This window comes from Shinella sp. AETb1-6, from assembly GCF_009826875.1.
Lineage (GTDB): Bacteria > Pseudomonadota > Alphaproteobacteria > Rhizobiales > Rhizobiaceae > Shinella > Shinella sumterensis.
This window is the reverse complement of the sequence record NZ_WUMM01000008.1, coordinates 206,094-226,568: the sequence shown is the minus strand read 5'-3', so window position 1 is coordinate 226,568 and position 20,475 is coordinate 206,094. Positions and strand designations below refer to the sequence as shown.

Genomic DNA, 20,475 nt, shown 5'->3' with positions numbered 1-20,475 from the left:
GATCCACATGGGTGGATCAGAGCAAATAGCCCTCTTTTGAAGATTTGATGACAGAGCCGTTGATTGTGGCCTGCCACGCGCCGTCATCCCCACGATCCACACGCAGCGTCAGCTTGCGGCCATCGACAACGAGCGTCGCGCTGTAGCCGTTCCAGGCTTCCGGCAGGACAGGGTCGACGAAGAGGCGGCCGCCTTCCTTGCGGATACCCAGAATGCCCTCGACGGCGGCGCGGTAGAGCCAGCCGGCCGAGCCGGTGTACCAGGACCATCCGCCGCGTCCCACCCGCTCGCCTTCGCCATAGACATCGGCGGCCACGACATAGGGCTCGACGCGGTAGCGTTCGGCCGCCTCGGCATCGAGCGCATGCTTGACCGGGTTAAGCAGGTCGAGGCAGGCAAAGGCCTCGTCGCCCCGGCCAAGGCGCGCCAGCGCCATGACGACCCAGGTCGCGGCATGGGTATATTGCCCGCCATTCTCCCGCACACCGGGCGGATAGGCCTTGATGTAACCCGGGTCCTGCGCGGTTTCGACAAGCGGCGGCGTGAACAGGCGGATGACGCCGTTCTCGCGGTCGACCAGTTGCGCCATCACGGCATCCATGGCCTGGCGCGAGCGCCCGGCATCGCCTTCGCCGGACAGAACGCTCCAGCTCTGCGCGATGGAATCGATGCGGCATTCGGCACTGTCGGACGTGCCGAGCGGCGTACCGTCGTCATAGTAGCCGCGGCGATAGTATTCGCCGTCCCAGCCGGCCGTTTCCAGCGCCCGCTTGAGGCGATCGAGGTGGATCTCCCACGCCTCGGCATGGATGCCATCGCCCCGCTCGCGCGCAAGAGGGATGAAGCCGCGCAGCGTGCCGGCAAGGAACCAGCCCAGCCAGACGCTCGTGCCGCGGCCGGCTTCGCCGACCCGGTTCATGCCGTCGTTCCAGTCGCCGCCGAGAATGAGCGGCAGGCCGTTCTCGCCGGTGCGGGCAAGCGCCAGATCGAGCGCGCGGGCGCAATGATCGTAAAGCGATGCATCCTCGCCCGAATGGTCCGGTTTGAAGAAGGCATCGTGCTGCCCCTCGGAAAGCGGCGGGCCTTCGATGAAGGCAAGCCTTTCGTCGAGCACGCCACGGTCGCCGGTGACGCGGCAGTAATATTCGACGGCGTGGGCAAGCCAGACCACATCGTCGGAGATCATGGTGCGCACGCCCGCGCCGGTGTCCGGCAGCCACCAGTGCTGCACGTCGCCTTCGACGAACTGGCGTGCGGCGGCGTTCAGGATCTGCGCGCGGGCGAGGTCCGGCCGGTGCAGGATGAAGGCCAGCGTGTCCTGCAGCTGGTCGCGGAAACCATAGGCGCCGCTCGCCTGATAGAAGGCGGTTCGCGCCATGATGCGGCAGCCGAGCGCCTGGTAGGGCAGCCAGTCGTTCACCATGCGGTCGAGCGCCGGATCGGGCGTCTTGATCTGCAACGTGCCGGTGAAGCCTTCCCAGAACGAACGCACCGCCGCCATGACGGCATCGAAATCGGCCTTGCGGCTCTTCTCGGCCAGCACGCGGGCGCCCTCGGCATCCGCGGCATCGCCGAGCACGAAGAGCAGCTCCCGCTTTTCGCCCGGCTTCAGCGTGACATCGACGCAAAGCGCCGCGCAGGGATCGCTGATGCCGTCGGCCGCGCCCGACAGGGGCTGGCCGTTGAACAGCGCCGCCGGCGAAACGATATCGCCGGTGCGGCCGATGAAATCCCGCCGCCGCGTCGTGAAGCCCGAAAGGGCGGCATCGACGCCGAAGAAGCTGGCCCGGCCGGCAAAATCGAGGCTGTAGGGATTGGTCGCGAAGAGCGCACCGCTCTCCTCGTCATGGCTTGTCAGCACGAAGGGCGCGGTCTTGGCAGGGTTGTTGCCCAGCACCCATTCGACATAGCCGTAGACGGAGAGGCTGCGCTCGGTCTCGCCGGTGTTCTTCACGACGAGGCGCGAATACTTCACCGGGTCTTCCGGGTCGACCGTCTGCACGAGGTCGAGCTCGATGCCGTCCTCCCAGCTGCGGAAGGCGGTGTAGCCGAGGCCGTGCCAGGTCTCGAACTTGACCGAGGCCTTGCGCGACAGCGCGGCAAACGGCGTCATGACCGTGCCGCTGTCCCGATCCCGCACATAGAAGGCCTCGCCCGGCCGGTTGACGACAGGATCGTTCGTCCAGAGCGTGAGCTGGTAGTCGCGGGAATTGCGGCTCCAGGTGAAGCCGCCGCCTTCTGCGGGGACATGGAAGCCGAATTCACGGTTCGCGATCACGTTGATCCACGGCTGCGGCGTCGCCTCGCCGCCGCGCAGGCGCACGGCATATTCGCGGCGGTCGGCATTGAAGCCGCCGAACCCGTTCCAGAAGGACAGGCCGTTTCCGTCGATCGCCACCGGAGCGGCAGCGATTGCCGGTGTCGGCAAGGCCTTGGCCGAAAGCGTCTCTGACTTCGCCTCGTCCTCGCCGCGCGGCGGCGAGGAGTAGAGCGAGACGGTGCGGGCGATCTGGTCGGCCAGCGAGCCGTTGCGGGCGTGGAAGACGGCGCGCGCCGCCGCCAGCAGGGCCTGCCAGGTCGTCACATTCATCAGGTCGCGGCGGACCGTGAAGATATGCTGGCGCACGCCGTCCGACTGGCCACGCATCCGCAGGTTCTCGCACATCTGGTCGAGCGTGTGCTGCATGTCCTGCGCGTAGGATGCGGCGCGCTCGTTGAGGATGACGAGGTCTGCGGTGACGCCGCGGTGGCGCAGATATTCCTGCGCCCGCAACGCCTCGCGGGCGACATCGAGATCGATCTCGTCGTTGATGCGCAGCACGAAGATCGGGAAATCGCCCGAGATCGCCATGGGCCAGAGCGCCGACTGGGACGTCAGGCCGGTCTGGATCGTGCCGGTGTCGGCGCGCAGGTGCAGATCCGGATAGGTGAGGTAGCGGCCGAGCATCTGGAAGCTCGCCGCCTCCTGCGAGGTCACGCCGACGTGGCGCATATGCACCTGTGAGCGCGTCCAGGCATGGATCATCTCATGGTTGAAACTGTCCGGATGGCGATAGCGGTCGATGGCCGCATCCACATCCGCGCGGGTCGGCGCGGCAATGGTCCAGAAGATGACCTTGACCTTCTTGCCGGCGGGAACGCGCACGACACGGCGCAACGCCAGGATCGGATCGAGCGTGAAACCATCCGTGCCGGAGAGCTGCGCGCCGGCATCGAAGGCCGCCGCCGTCGCGAGCGAGCGACCACGGCCGATGAAACGGCGGCGATCCGTCTCGACCTCGGTGCGGCGCGCGGGGCCGGCATTGTCGACGATCAGATGGGCGATCGCCATGTCGGGTTCGTTGGGATGACGCTTCTGGCGCTCCGCGCGGATCACGTCGCCGCGCTCGTCGATGTCGGTGCGGATGAACATCTTCGAGAAGAGCGGATGCGCATTGTCGGTATCGTCAGTCGTGATGACCGGCTCCAGATAGGACGTCACCTCGATGAAGCGGTCCTCCGTGCCCGTATTGACGAGCGTCAGGCGACGGCCTTCGGCATCGTGCTCGGTGGCGACGATGACCTCGACCTCGCTGGTCAGCGTGCCGACGGTCTTCAGGAACTCCGCCTTGTCGTCGCCGAACTGGGTCTTCGTTTCCTCGCCCTCGGCGCGCTTCGGCTCGGCGGTGGCGGACCACCACTCGTTCGTCGCGGTATCGCGCAGGAACAGGAAGGAGCCCCAGCGATCCTCCGTCGGGTCGGGTTTCCAGCGTGTGACGGACTGGCCGTTCCAGCGCGAATAGCCGGCACCGGTCGCCGTCAGCATCACCGAATAATGGCCGTTCGACAGGAAGACCGTCTCGCGCTCGCGGCTGATCGGGTCCTTGAAGATTCGGATTTCCGGGCGAAGCAGGTCGGCCTGCGTGCTGCCGACGGTTTCCGGCTCGCGCTTGGCGTTGATGACGGGAATGTCGCGCGGCGCCTTTTCCTGCAGCAGAAGCTCGGCCGCCTCGATCACCGGATCGGCATGGAAACGTTCGCGCAGCGCGCCGTTGAAGACGACGTTGGCGACGGCGGCGATCGACATGCCGTGGTGGTGGGCCATGTAATTGCGCACCACCGCGCAGGTCTTGCCCTCCGGCACGCGCGTCGGCGTGAAGTCGACGGCATCGTGGAAGCCGTAGACGCCGAGCGCGCCGAGCTTGCGCAGCCGCTCCAGATTGTCGAGCGCTTCCTTCGGCGCATATTGCGCCGCCAGCAGCGAGGCATAGGGCGCGATGACGGCGTTCTGGCCGAGCCCGCGCTTGAGGCCGAGCGTCGGCACGCCGAAATTGGTGTACTGGTAGGTCAACTCGTGGTCGCGGGCGTTGAAAGCCGCTTCCGAAATGCCCCAGGGCGTGCCCAGCCGGCGGCCGTGGTTCATCTGCTCGACCACGACGAGATTGTTCGTTTGGTTGAGAATGCCGCCCTGGCGCTCCTGCATGACGAGCGGCGGCATCAGATATTCGAACATCGAGCCCGACCAGGAGATCAGCGCGCCGCGCGATCCGATCGGCACGACCGGACGGCCAAGCTTGTACCAGTGCTCGGTGGGCAGGTCGCCCTTGGCAATGGCAAACAGGCTGGTCAGGCGCGCTTCCGAGGCCAGAAGATCGTAGCAGGCCTCGTCCAGTTCGTTGGTCTCGACGCGGTAGCCGATGGACAGGAGACGCCGTTCCGGGCGGAACAGGAAGCCGAAATCCATGGAGAACGCGATGTCGCGCGCCCGGTCACGCAGCACGACGAGCCGCATGCGCAGCTGTTCGATGCTGCCGAGATCGAAGACGCTGTCGGCGATATGCGCTTCGCAGGTCGCCACCAGCGCGCCCGCCCAATGCACCACCTCGCCGCTCTGCGGCGACTTCACCTCATGATCGAGGTTCACGATGAGCTTGTTGATGTCGCGCGCCAGCACCGCAAGGTTGATGACGCGGATGGAGGCGAATTCGTGCTCGCGCTTGACGGCGGCGAGCGCGTTGTGAAAGCCGGCGATGCGCTCCTCGACCAGGCGGCGCAGCGGACGCACCGTCTTGCGGTCGTCGGGCAGCTGCTTGAGCGCTTCCGAGAGGATGGCGGCCACGTCGCCGATGCCGTCGAGGCTTCCCTGCAGATGCGCCGAGGGCGCCTCCGCCCATTCGCGGCACATGGAGGACACGGCGATGAGATGGCCGGCCAGGTTGCCGCTGTCGACCGCCGAGACATAACGCGGGCCGAGCGTTTCGAGCGTGTTGGTGCGATACCAGTTGAACAGATGGCCGCGGTATTTCGGCATGCCGTCGATGGTGGCGATGGTCTGCTCCATCCGGCGCACGGTTTCCTCGAAGCTGATCCAGCCGAAATCGCGCGCCGAAACCACCGACAGGAGATAGACGCCGATATTGGTGGGCGAGGTGCGCTCGGCCAGAACCGGATTGGGCGTCTCCTGGAAATTGTCCGGCGGCAGGAAGTGCTGCTCGGCGGTGACGAAGGTCTCGAAATAGCGCCAGGTGCGCCGCGCGATCTTGCGCAGCTCGTTGGCGACGTGATCGGACACGACGAGCTGGTCTTCCGTCTCCGCCGTCTGGCTGACGGACCAGGCGATCATCGGTGACAGCATCCAGACGATCGCGAAGGGCACGCCGATGAAAGGAAGGCCGGTCTTCGAGATCGCGGCAAGGGCGACGGAAGCGACCGCCAGTGCCGGGGCCTGCCACATCGCCTTGTAATGGGCGAGGATGCCGCCGCGCGCCGCGCTGTCGGCCTGGGCGGCGGTGCGCCATTCCAGCATCATCTTGCGGCTGACGAAGGTGCGGTAGAGCGAGCGAACGATGGCGTCGCCCATCAGTGCTGCGGAATGCGCGATGAAGGCGATGCGCAGGGCGACCTGCGCGTTGGCCGCGCGGATGTCGGAGAACACGCGATGCACATGGGCGCGCGCCACGATATCGCTGCTGCGCGGCATGAGGCCGGAAATGAGCGAGAGCGTCGGCGCCACGAACAGCAGGAAGATCAGCACCAGCTGCCAGATCAGCGCCTGGCGCGGCTCCATATAGTACCAGCCCATCACGGAGGCGACGAGCCAGGCGATGGGGATGAGGCTGCGCCTGAGGTTATCGTACATCTTCCAGCGGCCGAGCATGGAAATGCCGCTCGACGGCCCGAAAAGATAGGGCAGGAGCTGCCAGTCGCCGCGGGCCCAGCGATGCTGGCGCGAGGTCTCCACGCCGTAGCGGGTCGGGAAGTCCTCGACGAGCTCCACATCGGTCACCAGCGCACAGTGCGACAGCGAGCCTTCGAGCAGGTCGTGGCTGAGCACCGAGTTTTCCTCGATGCGGCCCTTCACGGCGGCCTCGAAGGCATCGACGTGGTAGAGCCCCTTGCCGGTGAACGTGCCCTCGCCCGCGAGGTCCTGGTAGACATCGGAAACGGTGAAGACGTAGGGGTCGACGCCGCGGTCGGCGGAGAAGATGCGCTGGAAGGTCGAGGCTTCCTTGCCAGTCGTCAGCGAGGGCGTCACGCGTGGCTGGAGGATCGAGTAGCCGGCGGTGATCTCGCCGGTCGCCTCGTCGATGACGGGGCGGTTGATCGGATGGTGCATCTTGCCGACGAGCTTGGTCACGGCATCGCGCATCAGGCGCGTGTCGGAATCGAGCGTCATGACGTATTTGACGTCCGACGGCACGACATTGGCGCCGGGCAGGAAGGTCGTGTCGCCATCGCCGCGCAGCAGCAGGTTCAGCTCGTGCAGCTTGCCGCGCTTGCGCTCCCAGCCCATCCACGCGCCTTCCGACGGATTGTAGAGGCGGCGGCGGTGCAGCAGGTAGAAGCGCGTGCGCCCGTCAAAGGCGTAGCGCGCGGACAGTTCGGCGATCTCGCGCTTGGCATATTCGAGAACGTCGAGATCGGCAGGCGTTTCCTCGCTCTGGCTGTCGGCCCAATCGCTGAGAAGCGCGAAATAGATCTCGCCGCGCGGGTTGGCGAGATAGTGGACCTCGAGATTACGCACCAGTTCATCGACATGGTCGCGTTTCGAGATGAGGCAGGGCACGACGAGCAGCGTGCGCGCATCCTCGGGGATGCCGTCCTTGAACTCGTAGCCGACCAGCCGTGACGGCGTGACGAAGAAGGTCACGAGCGTGTTGAACAGACCCGTCGCGCCTTCCGAGGCCGGCAGCGCGAACAGCACGAGCATGATCAGCCAGGCGCCGTTGGGAATATCGAGCTGGTCGAGGAAGTAGTAGACCGCAATCATCGCCAGCAGGGTGAGGATGATGTTGGGACCGGCAATGGCGAGCCAGTCGAGCTTGCGCGTCATGCGAACGACGCGCTGGACGACCGAGGGATGGTAGCCGATGCGCTTTTCGAGCAGCTTGCGCTTCTTGCCCACGAGGAACGCGCCGACATTGGCGCGATAATCGGGATCGCCGGCATTTTCCGCGGCGTCTTCCTCGGTCATGGCGAGCGCGATTTCGGTGACCTCCAGCTCGCTCTTGCCGGAGCGGCGGGCGAAACGCTCGATCGTGTTGCGGTATTTGTTGCGCGAGCCGAAATCCAGATCGCTGTAGTCCGACCGCTGACGCAGCGCCTCGTCGAGGCGGCTGACGCTCTCGAACCAGACCGGCCATTCCGCGTCATCTATCGTACGCAGGCCCTTGATGAGCGAACTCATCGTCACGTTGCCGGAAGACAGGCGGTTGTTTTCCGCCACGATCAGCTCTTCCAGATCGCTGCCGCGGCTTTCGATCTTGCGTTCCAGCCACTGGATGACCGCGCCCGATGTCTGAAGGCCGTCGCGCAGGCGGTAGAGAAGCTGGACGACGAAGGTGTTGTCCTCGGTCAGGCTCTCGATGGTGCGCAGATGCGCAATCGACTTCTCCGCGTCGTTGAGGCGCACGAGCTCGTCGGCCACGTCGTTGGCCTTGAGGCGCATCTTGCGCGAGCGTTCGACGCGGCTGGAAATACGCCGCAGGTTCTCCAGAAGCACGAAGCGCACGAAGGACGGCAGGGCCCAGAGCTCGCCGATCTTCAAAGGATCCACCGTCTGGAAGCCCTGTACGAAGGCGGTCAGGCTTTCCTGCGAGACACTGCTGTGCGTATGGGCGACATAGAGCCAGGCCAGGGCCAGCGTGCGCGGAAAGGGCTGGCCGTCGATCTCCATGGTGGGAAGCTGCCGGTAGAAGCGGCGGGGGAAGTCGCGACGGACTTCCTGGATCGCTTCCTCGATCACATAGAAATTGTCGAGCAGCCACTCGGCCGCCGGCGTAATCTGCGCGCCGGCCTCCACGTCCTTGGCCGTGACCTGATAGACGCGGAAGATTTCCTTCTCGTTTTCCTTGTGCCGTGCCCGGAAATCGAAGGGGCGGAAACCCGGAAGCACCGCCGTCTTGTCTCGGGCGAGCGCTTCGCCGCAGGCGGCGAGCTCCTCCAGCGTGAGATAGGTGGCGCGGATCGAGTCGTTATAGTCGATCTGCCGGATATCGGCGTCGCGCGAAGGGGCTTGCGGCGTAGTATGAAGGGACATGTCTCTGATTCTGGAACCGGCCATGTTGAGCCACCCGGCAGCGGCCGTTGCGCCGGATTGTCTTTCGCGGGCGGGCTTCGTTCTACTGTCGCGATCAGCCATGACACCCGACCGCGCCCTCATGGCGCTCCAGATGCGATTTTGGCTCAAGCGACACGCTGTTTGTCATCCACGCCGCGTGGTGCATGAAAACGGCATTTTTTAGCCGTAAGGACAGAGACTTGCAACCTGTCAACAGGGCAGGATGGCGCAGCATGGACCCTCATCTGCGGTTTTGGTGAATCGCGCACCCTGAACAGGAGACGAGCCCGCGCGAGGTGCAGGCGGACAAACAATGCACGGGGATAAAAAAGGTTCCCGCCCGAATGCGCGCCGCCTGCCATTGACTTGATATCCAAGCGGCGCGAGGTTGCCGGCATCAGGGTCTTCCGAATCGAAAACGGTCCGGAGGCTAAGAGGGAAGCCGGTGCGAGGCCCAGGACATCAAGACCTGGGCATCAAGACCGGCGCTGCCCCCGCAACTGTAAGCGGCGAGCGTCTGTCGCTCCGCGCCACTGGTATCATGCACCGGGAAGGCCAGACAGACGCGACGACCCGCAAGCCAGGAGACCTGCCCTGATAGCTGTAACGACCTGGGCGGGGTGTCCCAAGGGTGCGCTTGCAATGCCAGGGATTGGCGACAAGCAGCGTGCGTCCGGCCATCCCCCAATGATCCGATTGGGGAAGACATGTTTCAACTCACCGAAAAACAGGCATCCGGCACCGGCAACCCGGAATCCGTGTTCATTTCCTGGCTTCTCTGGCAGCCGCGCGGCGCCGACCTCGCCGCCGAGGCGCTGAAGGAAGTGCACAAGCTCGCACGACTCGACAATCCCGACCCTGATATCGCGCGGCTGAAGGCGCTGTTCACGTCGCTGGCGGGCGCGGACGGGCCGCTGCACTAGGCGAGCGCACAAAACATATGTTGACATAAAGATATCTTTATGTGATCTCCGGTGCGAGATGCAGCACCGGAGGGTTCTTCCATGGCCAATTCCCACCTGGACGACTTGTTCGGCCCCGAACAGCCACCGCGCGACGGACGCGAGGTCCTCGCCGCCCTCAAGGCCGCCGCGCGCGAACGCATCCTCGTGCTCGACGGCGCGATGGGAACCGAGATCCAGACCCTGAAGCTGGTGGAAGACGATTTCCGCGGCGAGCGCTTCGGCGATTGCGCCTGCCACCAGCAGGGCAACAACGACCTGCTGACGCTGACCCAGCCGGGCGCCATCGAGGACATCCATTATCGCTATGCGCTCGCCGGTGCGGATATCCTCGAGACCAACACGTTTTCCTCCACGACGATCGCCCAGGCCGATTACGGCATGGAGGACATGGTCTATGAGCTGAACCGCGACGGCGCCCGCCTTGCGCGCCGCGCGGGCCTGCGCGCCGAGCAGAAGGACGGCAAGCGCCGTTTCGTGGCCGGCGCGCTGGGGCCGACCAACCGCACCGCCTCCATCTCGCCCGACGTCAACAATCCCGGCTATCGCGCCGTGACCTTCGACGACCTGCGCATCGCCTATGCCGAGCAGGTGCGCGGCCTTATCGACGGCGGCGCCGATATCATCCTGATCGAGACGATCTTCGACACGCTGAACGCCAAGGCGGCGATCTTCGCCACGCACGAGGTCTACGCGGAAAAGGGCATCCACCTGCCCGTCATGATATCAGGCACGATCACCGATCTCTCCGGCCGCACGCTCTCCGGCCAGACGCCGGAGGCCTTCTGGAATTCGGTTCGCCATGCCGATCCCTTCTCCATCGGCCTCAACTGCGCGCTCGGTGCCAATGCCATGCGCGCCCATCTCGCCGAGATTTCCGCCGTCGCGCAGACCTTCGTCTGCGCCTATCCGAATGCCGGCCTGCCCAACGCCTTCGGCCAGTATGACGAAAGCCCGGAGGAAATGGCCGCCCAGATCGAAGACTTCATGCGCGACGGGCTGGTCAACATCGTCGGCGGCTGCTGCGGCTCGACGCCGGCTCATATCCGCGCCATCGCCGCCGCCGCCGCGCACCACAAGCCGCGCGAAATCCCCGATATCCCGCGCCATATGCGCCTGTCCGGTCTCGAACCCTTCACGCTGACCGACGCCATTCCCTTCGTAAATGTCGGCGAGCGCACCAATGTCACGGGTTCGGCCAAGTTCCGCAAGCTCATCACCGCCGGCGACTATGCCAGCGCCCTTGATGTCGCGCGCGATCAGGTCGCGAACGGCGCCCAGATCATCGACATCAACATGGACGAGGGCCTGATCGATTCCGGCAGGGCGATGGTGGAGTACCTCAACCTCATCGCCGCCGAGCCGGATATCGCCCGCGTGCCCGTCATGATCGACAGTTCCAAATGGGAGGTGATCGAGGCCGGCCTGAAATGCGTGCAGGGCAAGCCGCTGGTCAATTCCATCTCGCTGAAGGAAGGCGAGGAAGCCTTCCTGCACCACGCCAGGCTCGTGCGCGCCTATGGTGCGGCCGTCGTGGTGATGGCCTTCGACGAGACCGGACAGGCCGACACCAGGGCGCGCAAGGTGGAAATCTGCACGCGCGCCTACAGGCTGCTGACGGAGGTTGCCGGCCTCGCACCCGAGGATATCGTCTTCGACCCCAACATCTTCGCCGTGGCGACGGGCATCGAGGAGCACGACAATTACGGTGTCGACTTCATCGAGGCGACGGCCGAGATCACGCGCACGCTGCCGCATGTCCATATCTCGGGCGGCGTGTCCAACCTCTCCTTCTCCTTCCGCGGCAACGAGCCGGTGCGTGAGGCGATGCACGCGGTCTTCCTCTACCACGCCATCCAGGCCGGCATGGACATGGGCATCGTGAATGCCGGCCAGCTCGCCGTCTACGACACGATCGAACCGGACCTGCGCGAGGCCTGCGAGGACGTGGTGCTGAACCGCCAGCCGAAGGCCGGCGGCACCGCCACCGAACGCCTGCTCGACATCGCCGAACGCTTCAAGGGCGCGGCGGGCAAGGAAGCCAAGGAACGCGATCTCGCCTGGCGCGAATGGCCGGTCGAAAAGCGGCTGGAACATGCGCTGGTCAACGGCATCACCGAATTCGTCGAAGAGGACACGGAAGAGGCGCGACAGAACGCCGAGCGCCCGCTGCACGTCATCGAAGGACCGCTGATGGCCGGCATGAACGTGGTCGGCGACCTGTTCGGCGCGGGCAAGATGTTCCTGCCGCAGGTCGTGAAGTCCGCCCGCGTGATGAAGCAGGCCGTCGCCGTGCTCCTGCCCTACATGGAAGCCGAAAAGCTCGCCAACGGCGGCAGCGGCGAACGCCAGACTGCGGGAAAAATCCTGATGGCGACCGTCAAGGGCGACGTGCACGACATCGGCAAGAACATTGTCGGCGTCGTGCTCGCCTGCAACAACTACGAGATCATCGACCTCGGCGTCATGGTGCCCGCGACGAAGATTCTTGAGACGGCCAAAGCCGAAAAGGTCGATATCATCGGCCTCTCCGGCCTCATCACCCCCTCGCTCGACGAGATGGTGCATGTCGCCGCGGAGATGGAGCGCGAAGGCTTCGACATTCCCCTCCTCATCGGTGGCGCCACGACGAGCCGCGTGCACACCGCCGTCAAGATCCATCCGCGCTACGATCGCGGCCAGGCGGTCTATGTCACCGATGCCAGCCGCGCCGTCGGCGTCGTCGGCAGCCTGCTCTCCGCCGACATGAAGCCGGGCTATGTCGAGACCCTTCAGGCGGAGTACCGCAAGGTGGCCGACGCCCATGCCCGCAGCGAGGCCGAAAAGCAGCGCCTGCCCATCGCCAAGGCGCGCGACAACGCGTTCAAGGCCGACTGGTCGGCCTACCAGCCGAAGACGCCCTCCTTCCTCGGCACCCGCGTCTGGCAGGATTGGGACCTCGCGGACCTCGCCCGCTATATCGACTGGACGCCGTTCTTCCAGACCTGGGAGCTGAAGGGCGTCTATCCGAAGATCCTCGACGACGAGAAGCAGGGGCCTGCCGCCCGCCAGCTGTTTGCCGATGCGCAGGCGATGCTGGAGAAGATCATTTCGGAAAAGTGGTTCACGCCGAAGGCCGTCGTCGGCTTCTGGCCGGCGGGGGCCGTGGGCGATGATATCAGGCTCTTCACCGACGAGGCGCGCAACGAGGAGCTGGCCACCTTCTTCACGCTGCGCCAGCAGCTCTCCAAGCGCGACGGCCGGCCGAACGTGGCGCTCTCCGATTTCGTCGCGCCCGTCGACAGCGGCAAGCCCGATTATCTCGGCGGCTTCGTCGTGACGGCCGGCATCGGCGAGATCGCCATTGCCGAGCGCTTCGAGCGGGCGAACGACGATTACAACTCGATCCTCGTCAAGGCGCTGGCCGACCGTTTTGCGGAAGCCTTCGCCGAGCGCATGCATGAAGTCGTGCGCAAGGAACTCTGGGCCTATGCGCCGGACGAGACCTACGCCCCGGCCGATCTCATCGGCGAGCCCTATGCCGGCATCCGCCCGGCGCCGGGCTATCCCGCCCAGCCGGACCACACGGAGAAGACGACGCTGTTCCGTCTTCTCGATGCGGAACAGCAGATCGGCGTCGCGCTGACGGAGAGTTATGCCATGTGGCCCGGCTCCTCCGTTTCGGGCCTGTATATCGCCTCGCCCGAAAGCTACTATTTCGGCGTCGCCAAGGTGGAGCGCGACCAGGTGGAGGATTACGCCCGCCGCAAGGACATGTCCGTGACGGAGGTCGAGCGCTGGCTCGGCCCGGTGCTGAACTACGTGCCGGCCCCTGCTGCCGCAGCTGCGGAGTAATCAGTCGCCGCGGCCGCGGAAGCGGCGCTGGTAGGCGGGGTCGTAGAGCGAGCTTTCGCGGAAATCCTCGGCACCGAGCGACCGCCCGACGAAGATCAGCGCCGTGCGCTCGATCGGCTCTTCCGCGACCTTCACGGCGATGTCGGCGAGCGTGCCGCGCACCACGCGCTCATCCGGCCAGGAGGCCTTGACCACGATCGCGACAGGGCAATCGGCGCCGTAGAGCGGCGTCAGTTCCGTCACCACCTGGTCGAGCGCATGGATGGCGAGGTGGATGGCAAGCGTCGCACCCGTCGCACCGAAACCCTCCAGCGTCTCGCGGTTCGGCATGGGCGACGCGCGGCCCGAAACGCGGGTGAGAACCAGGCTCTGGGCGACGGCGGGAATGGTCAGCTCGCGGCCGAGCGCGGCTGCGGCCGCCGCAAACGACGGCACGCCGGGGGTCATCGTATAGGCGAGGCCGTGCTTCTCCAGCCGGCGGATCTGCTCGGCAACCGCGCTCCAGACGGACAGGTCGCCGGAATGCAGCCGCGCCACGTCCTCACCGGCCGCCGCGGCCTTGAGATACTCCGCCTCGATCTCGTCGAGCGACATGGGCGCTGTGTCGACGATGCGCGCGCCGGGCGGGCAATATTGCAGGAGTTCGGGCGAGACGATGGAGCCGGCATAGAGACAGACCGGGCATGTGCCGATGAGGTCACGGCCGCGCACGGTGATGAGGTCGGCGGCACCCGGTCCGGCGCCGATGAAGTGAACGGTCATGTGCTAGTCCTCGACTTGTTCGGCCGGTTTGACCCAGCGCCATTGCGTGACCGGCATGGCCGGCCGCCAGCCCGTCATCTGCCCGACGGGCGACGCGCGCGCGATATCGATGCGGATGAGCGCGCCACCGAGCCGGGCATGATGTGCCAGCAGCACCGCCTCCATTTCCGTGGTCACCGCATTGGCGACGAGCCGGCCGCCGGGCCTGAGCCCCGCCATCGCCGCGTCCATCACGCCAGCCTCGCTGCCGCCGCCGCCGATGAAAACGGCATCCGGCGCGGCAAGCCCGGCCAGCGCATCCGGCGCCGTGCCTTCGACGACGGCAAGCCCCGGCACGCCGAATTTGCCGGCATTGCGGCGGATGCGGCCAGCGCGCTCGGGATGGCCTTCGATGGCGATGGCGCTGAGCGACGGATCGGCCAGCATCCATTCGATGCCGATCGAGCCCGACCCCGCGCCGATATCCCACAGGAGCTCGCCCCGGCGCGGCGCCAGCGCCGACAGCGTCAGTGCCCGGATCTCATGCTTGGTGATCTGCCCGTCGTGCTCGAAGAGCGCGTCGTCCAACCCCGGCGTAAAAGCCAGGATGCGCGCATCATGCGCGGCCGCGACCTCCACAGCGCAGACATTGAGCATATCCGCATCCGCAAGCGCGAACTGCCCGGCCGTGTGATGGCTGACACGTTCGCGCGTCCCGCCGAGCGCTTCCAGCACCGTAAGCCGCGATTCGCCGAACCCGCTTTCGGCAAGAAGGGCGGCAAGCGCGGCCGGCCCATCGCTATCGGATGTCAGCGCCAGGATGCGCGCGCCCGGATGCAGGTGCGGGCGGATGAGATCGACGGGGCGACCGTGCAGGGAAATGCAGACCGTGTCCTGCAGCGCCCAGCCCAGGCGCGAGGCCGCGAGGCTGAAGGCCGAGGGCGCGGGAAAGACCCGCATTTCCGCGCGCGCAATGCGGCGCGACAGCGTGACGCCGACGCCAAAGAAGAAGGGATCGCCCGAAGCGAGCACGACGACCGGACGACCGCGGGCGGCAAGCACCGCCTCCACCGAACGCTCGAACGGACTGAGCCAGCCCTGCCGCTCGCCACGGATGGCGCTGCCGGCGAGTTCCAGATGCCGCGCGCCGCCGAAAACCACGGTCGCGGCGGAGATGGCGGCCTTGGCCTCGTCACCCAGACCCGCTAGACCATCTTCGCCGATCCCGACGATGGAAAGCCACGGGGCGGCCGTCGAAAGGGTCGGATCAGGCGTGGACAAGAAACGCATCCTCATACTGGGCGGAACGGCCGAAGCCCGCGAACTCGCCGCGCGCCTGGCGGAACGCGACGACCTCGCCATGACGCTCTCGCTTGCCGGCCGCACGATCGATCCCGCCCCGCAGCCCGTGCCGGTGCGCAGCGGCGGCTTCGGCGGCGTGGCCGGCCTCGTCGATTATCTCGGCGCGCAGGCGATCGATCTCCTGATCGACGCCACACATCCCTTCGCCCGGCAGATTTCCGCCAATGCCCGCGCCGCAAGCCGTGAGACCGGCATTCCGCTTCTGCGACTGGAGCGGCATGGCTGGGACGAAACGGACGGCGACCGCTGGACGCGCGTCGCCACGATGGCCGGCGCCGTCGCCGCGCTCGGAAAAGACCCGCGCCGCGTCTTCCTCGCCATCGGCCGGCAGGAGGCCAAGGCCTTCGATGCCGCGCCGCAGCACCACTATCTCGTGCGCAGCGTCGATCCGGTCGACCCGCCGCTCGATGCGCCGCAGGTCGAATACCTGCTGGCCCGCGGTCCCTTCGCGGTGGAGGACGAGGTCGCTCTTCTTCGCGAGCACCGGATCGAGGTGATCGTCAGCAAGAATTCCGGCGGCGAGGCCACCCACGGCAAGATCGTCGCCGCGCGCATTCTCGGCCTGCCCGTCGTGCTCGTCGAGCGGACGGCGGCCGATGACGGGCACCGCGCCGGAACGGCCGAGGAAGCGGAGCGGCTCGCCGATCATCTGCTCTCATCCCTGAGGAAGCGCGGCGTGTAGACGAGGTCCGGCAGGCCGGGGCGGGCGATGACGCGCGTCTCCGGCGAGCCGATGACCACGCAGGTCGCCATGTCGGCGCGATCAGCCTCGGCTTGCCCCAGCGGCATGACCAGCATGCGCTCGTCGGGACGGCCCGCCGCGCGGCCGAAGATGACGGGGGTTTCGGCCGGCAGCGTCTCGCGCAGGATCTCGAACGCCTTGCCGAGCTGCCAGGGCCGCGCCTTGCTGATCGGATTGTAGAGCGCGATGACGAGGCCCGCCTCGCAAACCATGCGCAGCCGCTTCTCGATGATCTCCCAGGGCTTGAGATTGTCGGACAGCGAGATCGCGCAGAAATCATGCCCGAGCGGCGCGCCGATGCGGGCGGCGACCGCCAGCATGGCGGTGACGCCGGGCACGACGACGAGGTCGACCGTCTTCCATTCCTCAGGCCCCGCGTCGATCGCCTCGCAGACCGCCGCCGCCATGGCGAACACGCCGGGATCGCCGCCGGAGACCACGCAGACATTCACCCCTGCGGCCGCCCGCGTCAGCGCCGCCTGGGCGCGGTTCAGCTCCTCGCGGTTGTCGGAGGCGACCTTGATCTGGTCGGGCCTGAGGTTCAGGCGGTCGATATAGGGAAAATAGCCGAAGAATTCGCTGGATGCCTCGACCGCGCGCAGCGCTTCCGGCGTCATCTGGTCGGGATTGCCCGGCCCCGTGCCGATCACGAGGAGCTTGCCCGTCATGCCCGCCCGCCCCAGCCGGGCACGAGCACCAGCGAGAAATAGGGCGCGGTGTCGTCGAGCTTTTCGGAGAGGCGAATGGACATGCTCGACGGCGTGGTGCCGCGCTCGACGTAAACGGCCTCGCCGAGGCGTCCGGCGCTTGCCAAAGCACGGCGGATCTTCGGCAGGTTGCGGCCGACCTTCATGATGACGGCGGCCTGCGTGTCGCCCAGCCGGCGCTCCAGCTCGCCCTCGGCCATCGTGCCCGGCAGGACCGACAGCACGTCGTCGCCCTGCACGATCGGCAGGCCGGAGAGTGACCAGCAGCCGGACATCGCCGTGATGCCGGGAATGACCTCCGTCGGGAAGCGATGGGCCAGCCGCACATGCAGATGCATGTAGGAGCCGTAGAACATCGGATCGCCCTCCGAGAGGATCGCGACCGTGCGGCCGGCCGCCAGATGCGCGGCGACCGCGTCGGCCGACGCATCGTAGAAGCCGGTGATCTGGCCCTTGTAGTCGTCGTGTTCCTTGTCGATTTCCGTCGTCACGGGATAGTAGAGCGGCAGTTCCGTCATGCCGGGCTTCAGCAGCCCTTCGACGATGGCGCGCCCGTTGCCGGAACGGCCGGCCTTGGCGAAATAGGCGAGCACATCGGCTTCGCCGATCGCCCGCACCGCCTTCAGCGTCAGCAGTTCCGGGTCGCCCGGCCCTGTGCCCACGCCATAGAGTCGTCCCGTCATCGTGCTCATAGGCCCGGCCTCGCCAGAGAATTGAGGGCGGCGGCCGTCATCGCGCTGCCGCCGAGACGGCCGCGCACGATGGCGAAGGGCACGCCGTAGGAATTTTCGGCGAGCGCATCCTTCGATTCCGCCGCGCCGACGAAGCCGACCGGCATGCCGAGGATGGCCGCCGGCTTCGGCGCGCCGTCGCGCAGCAGTTCAAGCAGGTAGAACAGCGCCGTGGGCGCATTGCCGATGGCGACGACGGAGCCGGCCATGCGCTCCAGCCAGAGCCGGATGGCGGCGGCCGAGCGGGTATTGCCGATCTCGCCCGCCAGTTCCGGCGTGCGCGGATCGCGCAGCGTGCAGATGACGTCGTTGCCGGCCGGCAGACGGGCGGCGGTCACGCCGCGGGCGACCATTTCGGCATCGCAGAAGATCGGCGCACCGGCCTGAAGTGCGGCCCGCGCCGACGATACGAAATCCGGCGAGAAGACGAAGTGCCGTGCTGCCTCGACGAGGCCGGCGGCATGGATCATGCGCACCGCGACATCGGCCTCGGCCTCGGAAAAGCGCGCAAGATCGGCCTCCGAGCGGATGATCGCGAAGGATTTCTCGTAGATGGCCGTGCCATCCTTGATGTAGTCGTATTCAGTCATGGATGGCCTTGATATGCGGAAACGATGGTATCGGGCGCCGTGCGGTCGAGAAGGGTTTTCGCCGTCTCGCTTTCGGCGCGGCGATTGCGCAAGAGGGCGCCGAGACGCCGGATCGCTGGCATGAAGCCCTCGGCGGGAACGGTTGCCAGCGCCGGATCGGACGCCTTGCCGTTCATGACAAGGCCGACGCCACCGGCCGTGCCGCACAGCGTGACGGCCGCGCGCGCCGGATGGGCGCAGCCCTTGGGGCAACCGGAAATATGGACATCGACGGAGCCGTCGAGCAGGCCCGCCGCGTGGGCCACCACGGCATCGGCAGCGGCATGCGTATCGAAGCTCGCGGACGCGCAGCCCGCGGCTCCGGCGCAGATCGAGACGGAACGCCCCGGCGCCTGATCCGTGCACCAGAAGCCTTCGCGCTCCGCTGCCCCTTGTGCGGCGACCAGCCCTTCTTCCGAAAGGCCGCGCACCAGAAGGGTGCGGTGCGGCGCAAGACGAAATTCCGTGGCGCCGCAGGCCGAGAGGCTTTGAATGAGGGCTGCAAGACGATCCGCATGCACCTGCCCATAGGCGGGCGCGACACCGAGCACCGGATGGCCGCCGATATTGTGTTTGCCGATCGGATGGCGCAGCCCGGATTTGAACCAAGACTTCGCCTCTTGCTCCCCCCCGGGGAGAAGGTCGCGGCAACGGGATGAGGGGGGTGCGCAGACGCCGACCGGTGAGCAAGCCCCCTCATCCGACCCTTCGGGCCACCTTCTCCCCACCGGGGAGAAGGGGAGATCGGCGGCGAGCGCCGGAACGTCAAGGTCACGCCCACGCGCGGCGGGGCCGATGGCGGCCAGCGCCGCCACGACCGCCATCGTCCCATCGACCGCCGATTCGGCTGCAAGCACGCCGACGGAACGCGCCGTTTCGCGATCGCCGCCGACGGCCAGGCGCCAGACGACGCCCTCATTCGCCTCGATGGCGTCGAGCCTGATATCGGCGACCATATCGGCAAGCGACAGCACGCCGCCGCCATCCACGACGATGGCGAGTTTCGGCGCGAGCGTGAGCCCGGCGGCTGCGATTGCGGCGCGCAAGGCATCGGCCATCGGCGTGGCGTCGGCGATTTCGGACGGGTCGATGCCGGACAGCGCCGGCGTCTCGATCGCGACGCCGGTCTGCGGCACGATGCCGGCGGCGGCAAGGCCCTGCGCCAGGCGCGGCACCGAGGCGCCCGTCAGGCCGCGCAGCTGGATATTGCCGCGTGCGGTGATTTCGATAAGCCCGTTGCCTGTTTCGCGTGCGAGACCGGCGAGTGCGAGCAGATCATTCGCCGTCAGCGCCGGCGCGACGGGCCGAAGGCGCACGAGAAGGCCGTCGCCGGTCTGCATGGGCGCGGCAAGCGAGGGGCAGGCGCCGCGGCGCAGGGTGTCGGTATCGATGCGGTGGGACGCGGCCGTCATGCTGCGTCCTCCCCGGCATCGGCGGCCGGCCGGCGGATCAGGTAGGTGTCCATGATCCAGCCGTGTTCGGCGCGCGCCCTGGACCGGGTCTGCGTGATCGTCTCGGCCATCTCGGCAAGCCGGCCGGACAGCAGGATCTCATGCGGCGTGCCGAGATAGGCGCCCCACCAGATTTCCGCGTCGGGGTCCTGCACCGTCTTGAAAGCCTGAACGCCATCCAGCATGACCAGCGCGTCGCGCGTTGCCGCCGGCCACCCCTCCGCCAGCCGGCGGCCGGTGGTGATCTCGACGGGCAGGCCGATACGGTTGAGCGCGATGCCGTGGCCGGCGCACAGCGCCTGCACGCTGGTGATGCCGGGAATGACCTCCATCTCGAAGGCGACGCGGCCGGCGGCGCGCACGTGATCGACGATGCGCAGCGTGCTGTCGTAGAGCATCGGATCGCCCCAGACGAGCAGGCCGAGCGTTTCGTCGTCGCCGAGGTCGTTCAGGAGCGTGCGTTCGTAGATGGCGGCGATCGCCTGGTGCCAGTCGCGCACGCCGTCTTCGTAGACGCCGTCGGCGTTGCGCACCGGCACGGCATAATCCAGGATGCGGCAGGCGGGATTGGTGAGGAAACGCGCGCAGATGTCCCGGCGCGCATCGGCCAGGAACGCCTTCTCGTCGCCTTTCAGCGGAATGAGCAGCACATCCGCCCGGTTCAGCGCATTGATGGCCTGAATGGTCATGTGCTCGGGGTTGCCCGCACCGATGCCGATGACCGATATCTTTTTCATGCCCCTCTCCCGTGCGGCCAGCGCTCCCGGTTTGCGGCCC

Annotated in this window: 11 protein-coding genes and 1 riboswitch; of the genes, 3 read left to right on the top strand and 8 right to left on the bottom strand. The window is 66.9% G+C overall.

Annotated features, from left to right (window positions below):
* Positions 1-16: 16 nt before the first annotated feature.
* On the bottom strand, positions 17-8,518 hold the full coding sequence (locus GR158_RS16260) for a GH36-type glycosyl hydrolase domain-containing protein (RefSeq protein WP_160871788.1): 8,502 nt from the start codon (positions 8,516-8,518) through the stop codon (positions 17-19).
* A gap of 404 nt (positions 8,519-8,922) precedes the next feature.
* Positions 8,923-9,151, top strand: a riboswitch (cobalamin riboswitch).
* 95 nt (positions 9,152-9,246) lie between these two features.
* On the opposite strand from GR158_RS16260, the gene GR158_RS16255 reads away from it, so the two are divergent.
* Together GR158_RS16255 and metH are read left to right on the top strand one after the other, a co-directional pair.
* Positions 9,247-9,462 carry a hypothetical protein gene (locus tag GR158_RS16255; RefSeq protein WP_134648318.1) on the top strand — a complete coding sequence of 72 codons (216 nt, stop codon included), beginning with the start codon at positions 9,247-9,249 and terminating at the stop codon, positions 9,460-9,462.
* A gap of 81 nt (positions 9,463-9,543) precedes the next feature.
* On the top strand, positions 9,544-13,335 hold the full coding sequence (gene metH, locus GR158_RS16250) for a methionine synthase (RefSeq protein WP_160871787.1): 3,792 nt from the start codon (positions 9,544-9,546) through the stop codon (positions 13,333-13,335).
* On the opposite strand, the gene cobM is transcribed toward metH, so the two are convergent.
* Both cobM and cbiE read right to left on the bottom strand, forming a co-directional pair.
* Positions 13,336-14,097, bottom strand: a complete 762-nt coding sequence (cobM, locus tag GR158_RS16245; protein ID WP_160871786.1) for a precorrin-4 C(11)-methyltransferase — start codon at positions 14,095-14,097, stop codon at positions 13,336-13,338.
* Between the two features lie 3 nt (positions 14,098-14,100).
* Complete coding sequence (gene cbiE / locus GR158_RS16240) at positions 14,101-15,366, bottom strand: precorrin-6y C5,15-methyltransferase (decarboxylating) subunit CbiE (RefSeq protein WP_134648323.1); 1,266 nt, start codon at positions 15,364-15,366, stop codon at positions 14,101-14,103.
* On the opposite strand from cbiE, the gene GR158_RS16235 reads away from it, so the two are divergent.
* Positions 15,350-16,120, top strand: coding sequence for a cobalt-precorrin-6A reductase (locus GR158_RS16235; RefSeq protein WP_160871785.1), 771 nt, complete (start codon positions 15,350-15,352; stop codon positions 16,118-16,120). The genes cbiE and GR158_RS16235 overlap by 17 nt on opposite strands.
* Here GR158_RS16235 and GR158_RS16230 read toward each other — a convergent pair.
* Genes GR158_RS16230 through cobF form a run of 5 tightly spaced genes read right to left on the bottom strand, consistent with a single transcriptional unit; the run spans position 16,084 to position 20,435 of the window.
* Complete coding sequence (locus tag GR158_RS16230; protein WP_160871784.1) at positions 16,084-16,848, bottom strand: precorrin-3B C(17)-methyltransferase; 765 nt, start codon at positions 16,846-16,848, stop codon at positions 16,084-16,086. The genes GR158_RS16235 and GR158_RS16230 overlap by 37 nt on opposite strands.
* Positions 16,845-17,579 (bottom strand): precorrin-2 C(20)-methyltransferase, encoded by a 735-nt coding sequence (locus GR158_RS16225; protein ID WP_134648329.1) that lies wholly within the window; start codon positions 17,577-17,579, stop codon positions 16,845-16,847. The genes GR158_RS16230 and GR158_RS16225 overlap by 4 nt, the downstream gene beginning before the upstream one ends.
* The gene (locus GR158_RS16220) at positions 17,576-18,208 is read right to left on the bottom strand and encodes a precorrin-8X methylmutase (RefSeq protein ID WP_134648331.1); all 633 of its coding nucleotides are present in this window, start codon (positions 18,206-18,208) and stop codon (positions 17,576-17,578) included. The genes GR158_RS16225 and GR158_RS16220 overlap by 4 nt, the downstream gene beginning before the upstream one ends.
* Positions 18,205-19,659 (bottom strand): precorrin-3B synthase, encoded by a 1,455-nt coding sequence (gene cobG, locus GR158_RS16215; RefSeq protein WP_160871783.1) that lies wholly within the window; start codon positions 19,657-19,659, stop codon positions 18,205-18,207. The genes GR158_RS16220 and cobG overlap by 4 nt, the downstream gene beginning before the upstream one ends.
* Positions 19,656-20,435 (bottom strand): precorrin-6A synthase (deacetylating), encoded by a 780-nt coding sequence (gene cobF, locus GR158_RS16210; RefSeq protein ID WP_160871782.1) that lies wholly within the window; start codon positions 20,433-20,435, stop codon positions 19,656-19,658. The genes cobG and cobF overlap by 4 nt, the downstream gene beginning before the upstream one ends.
* Positions 20,436-20,475 lie beyond the last annotated feature (40 nt).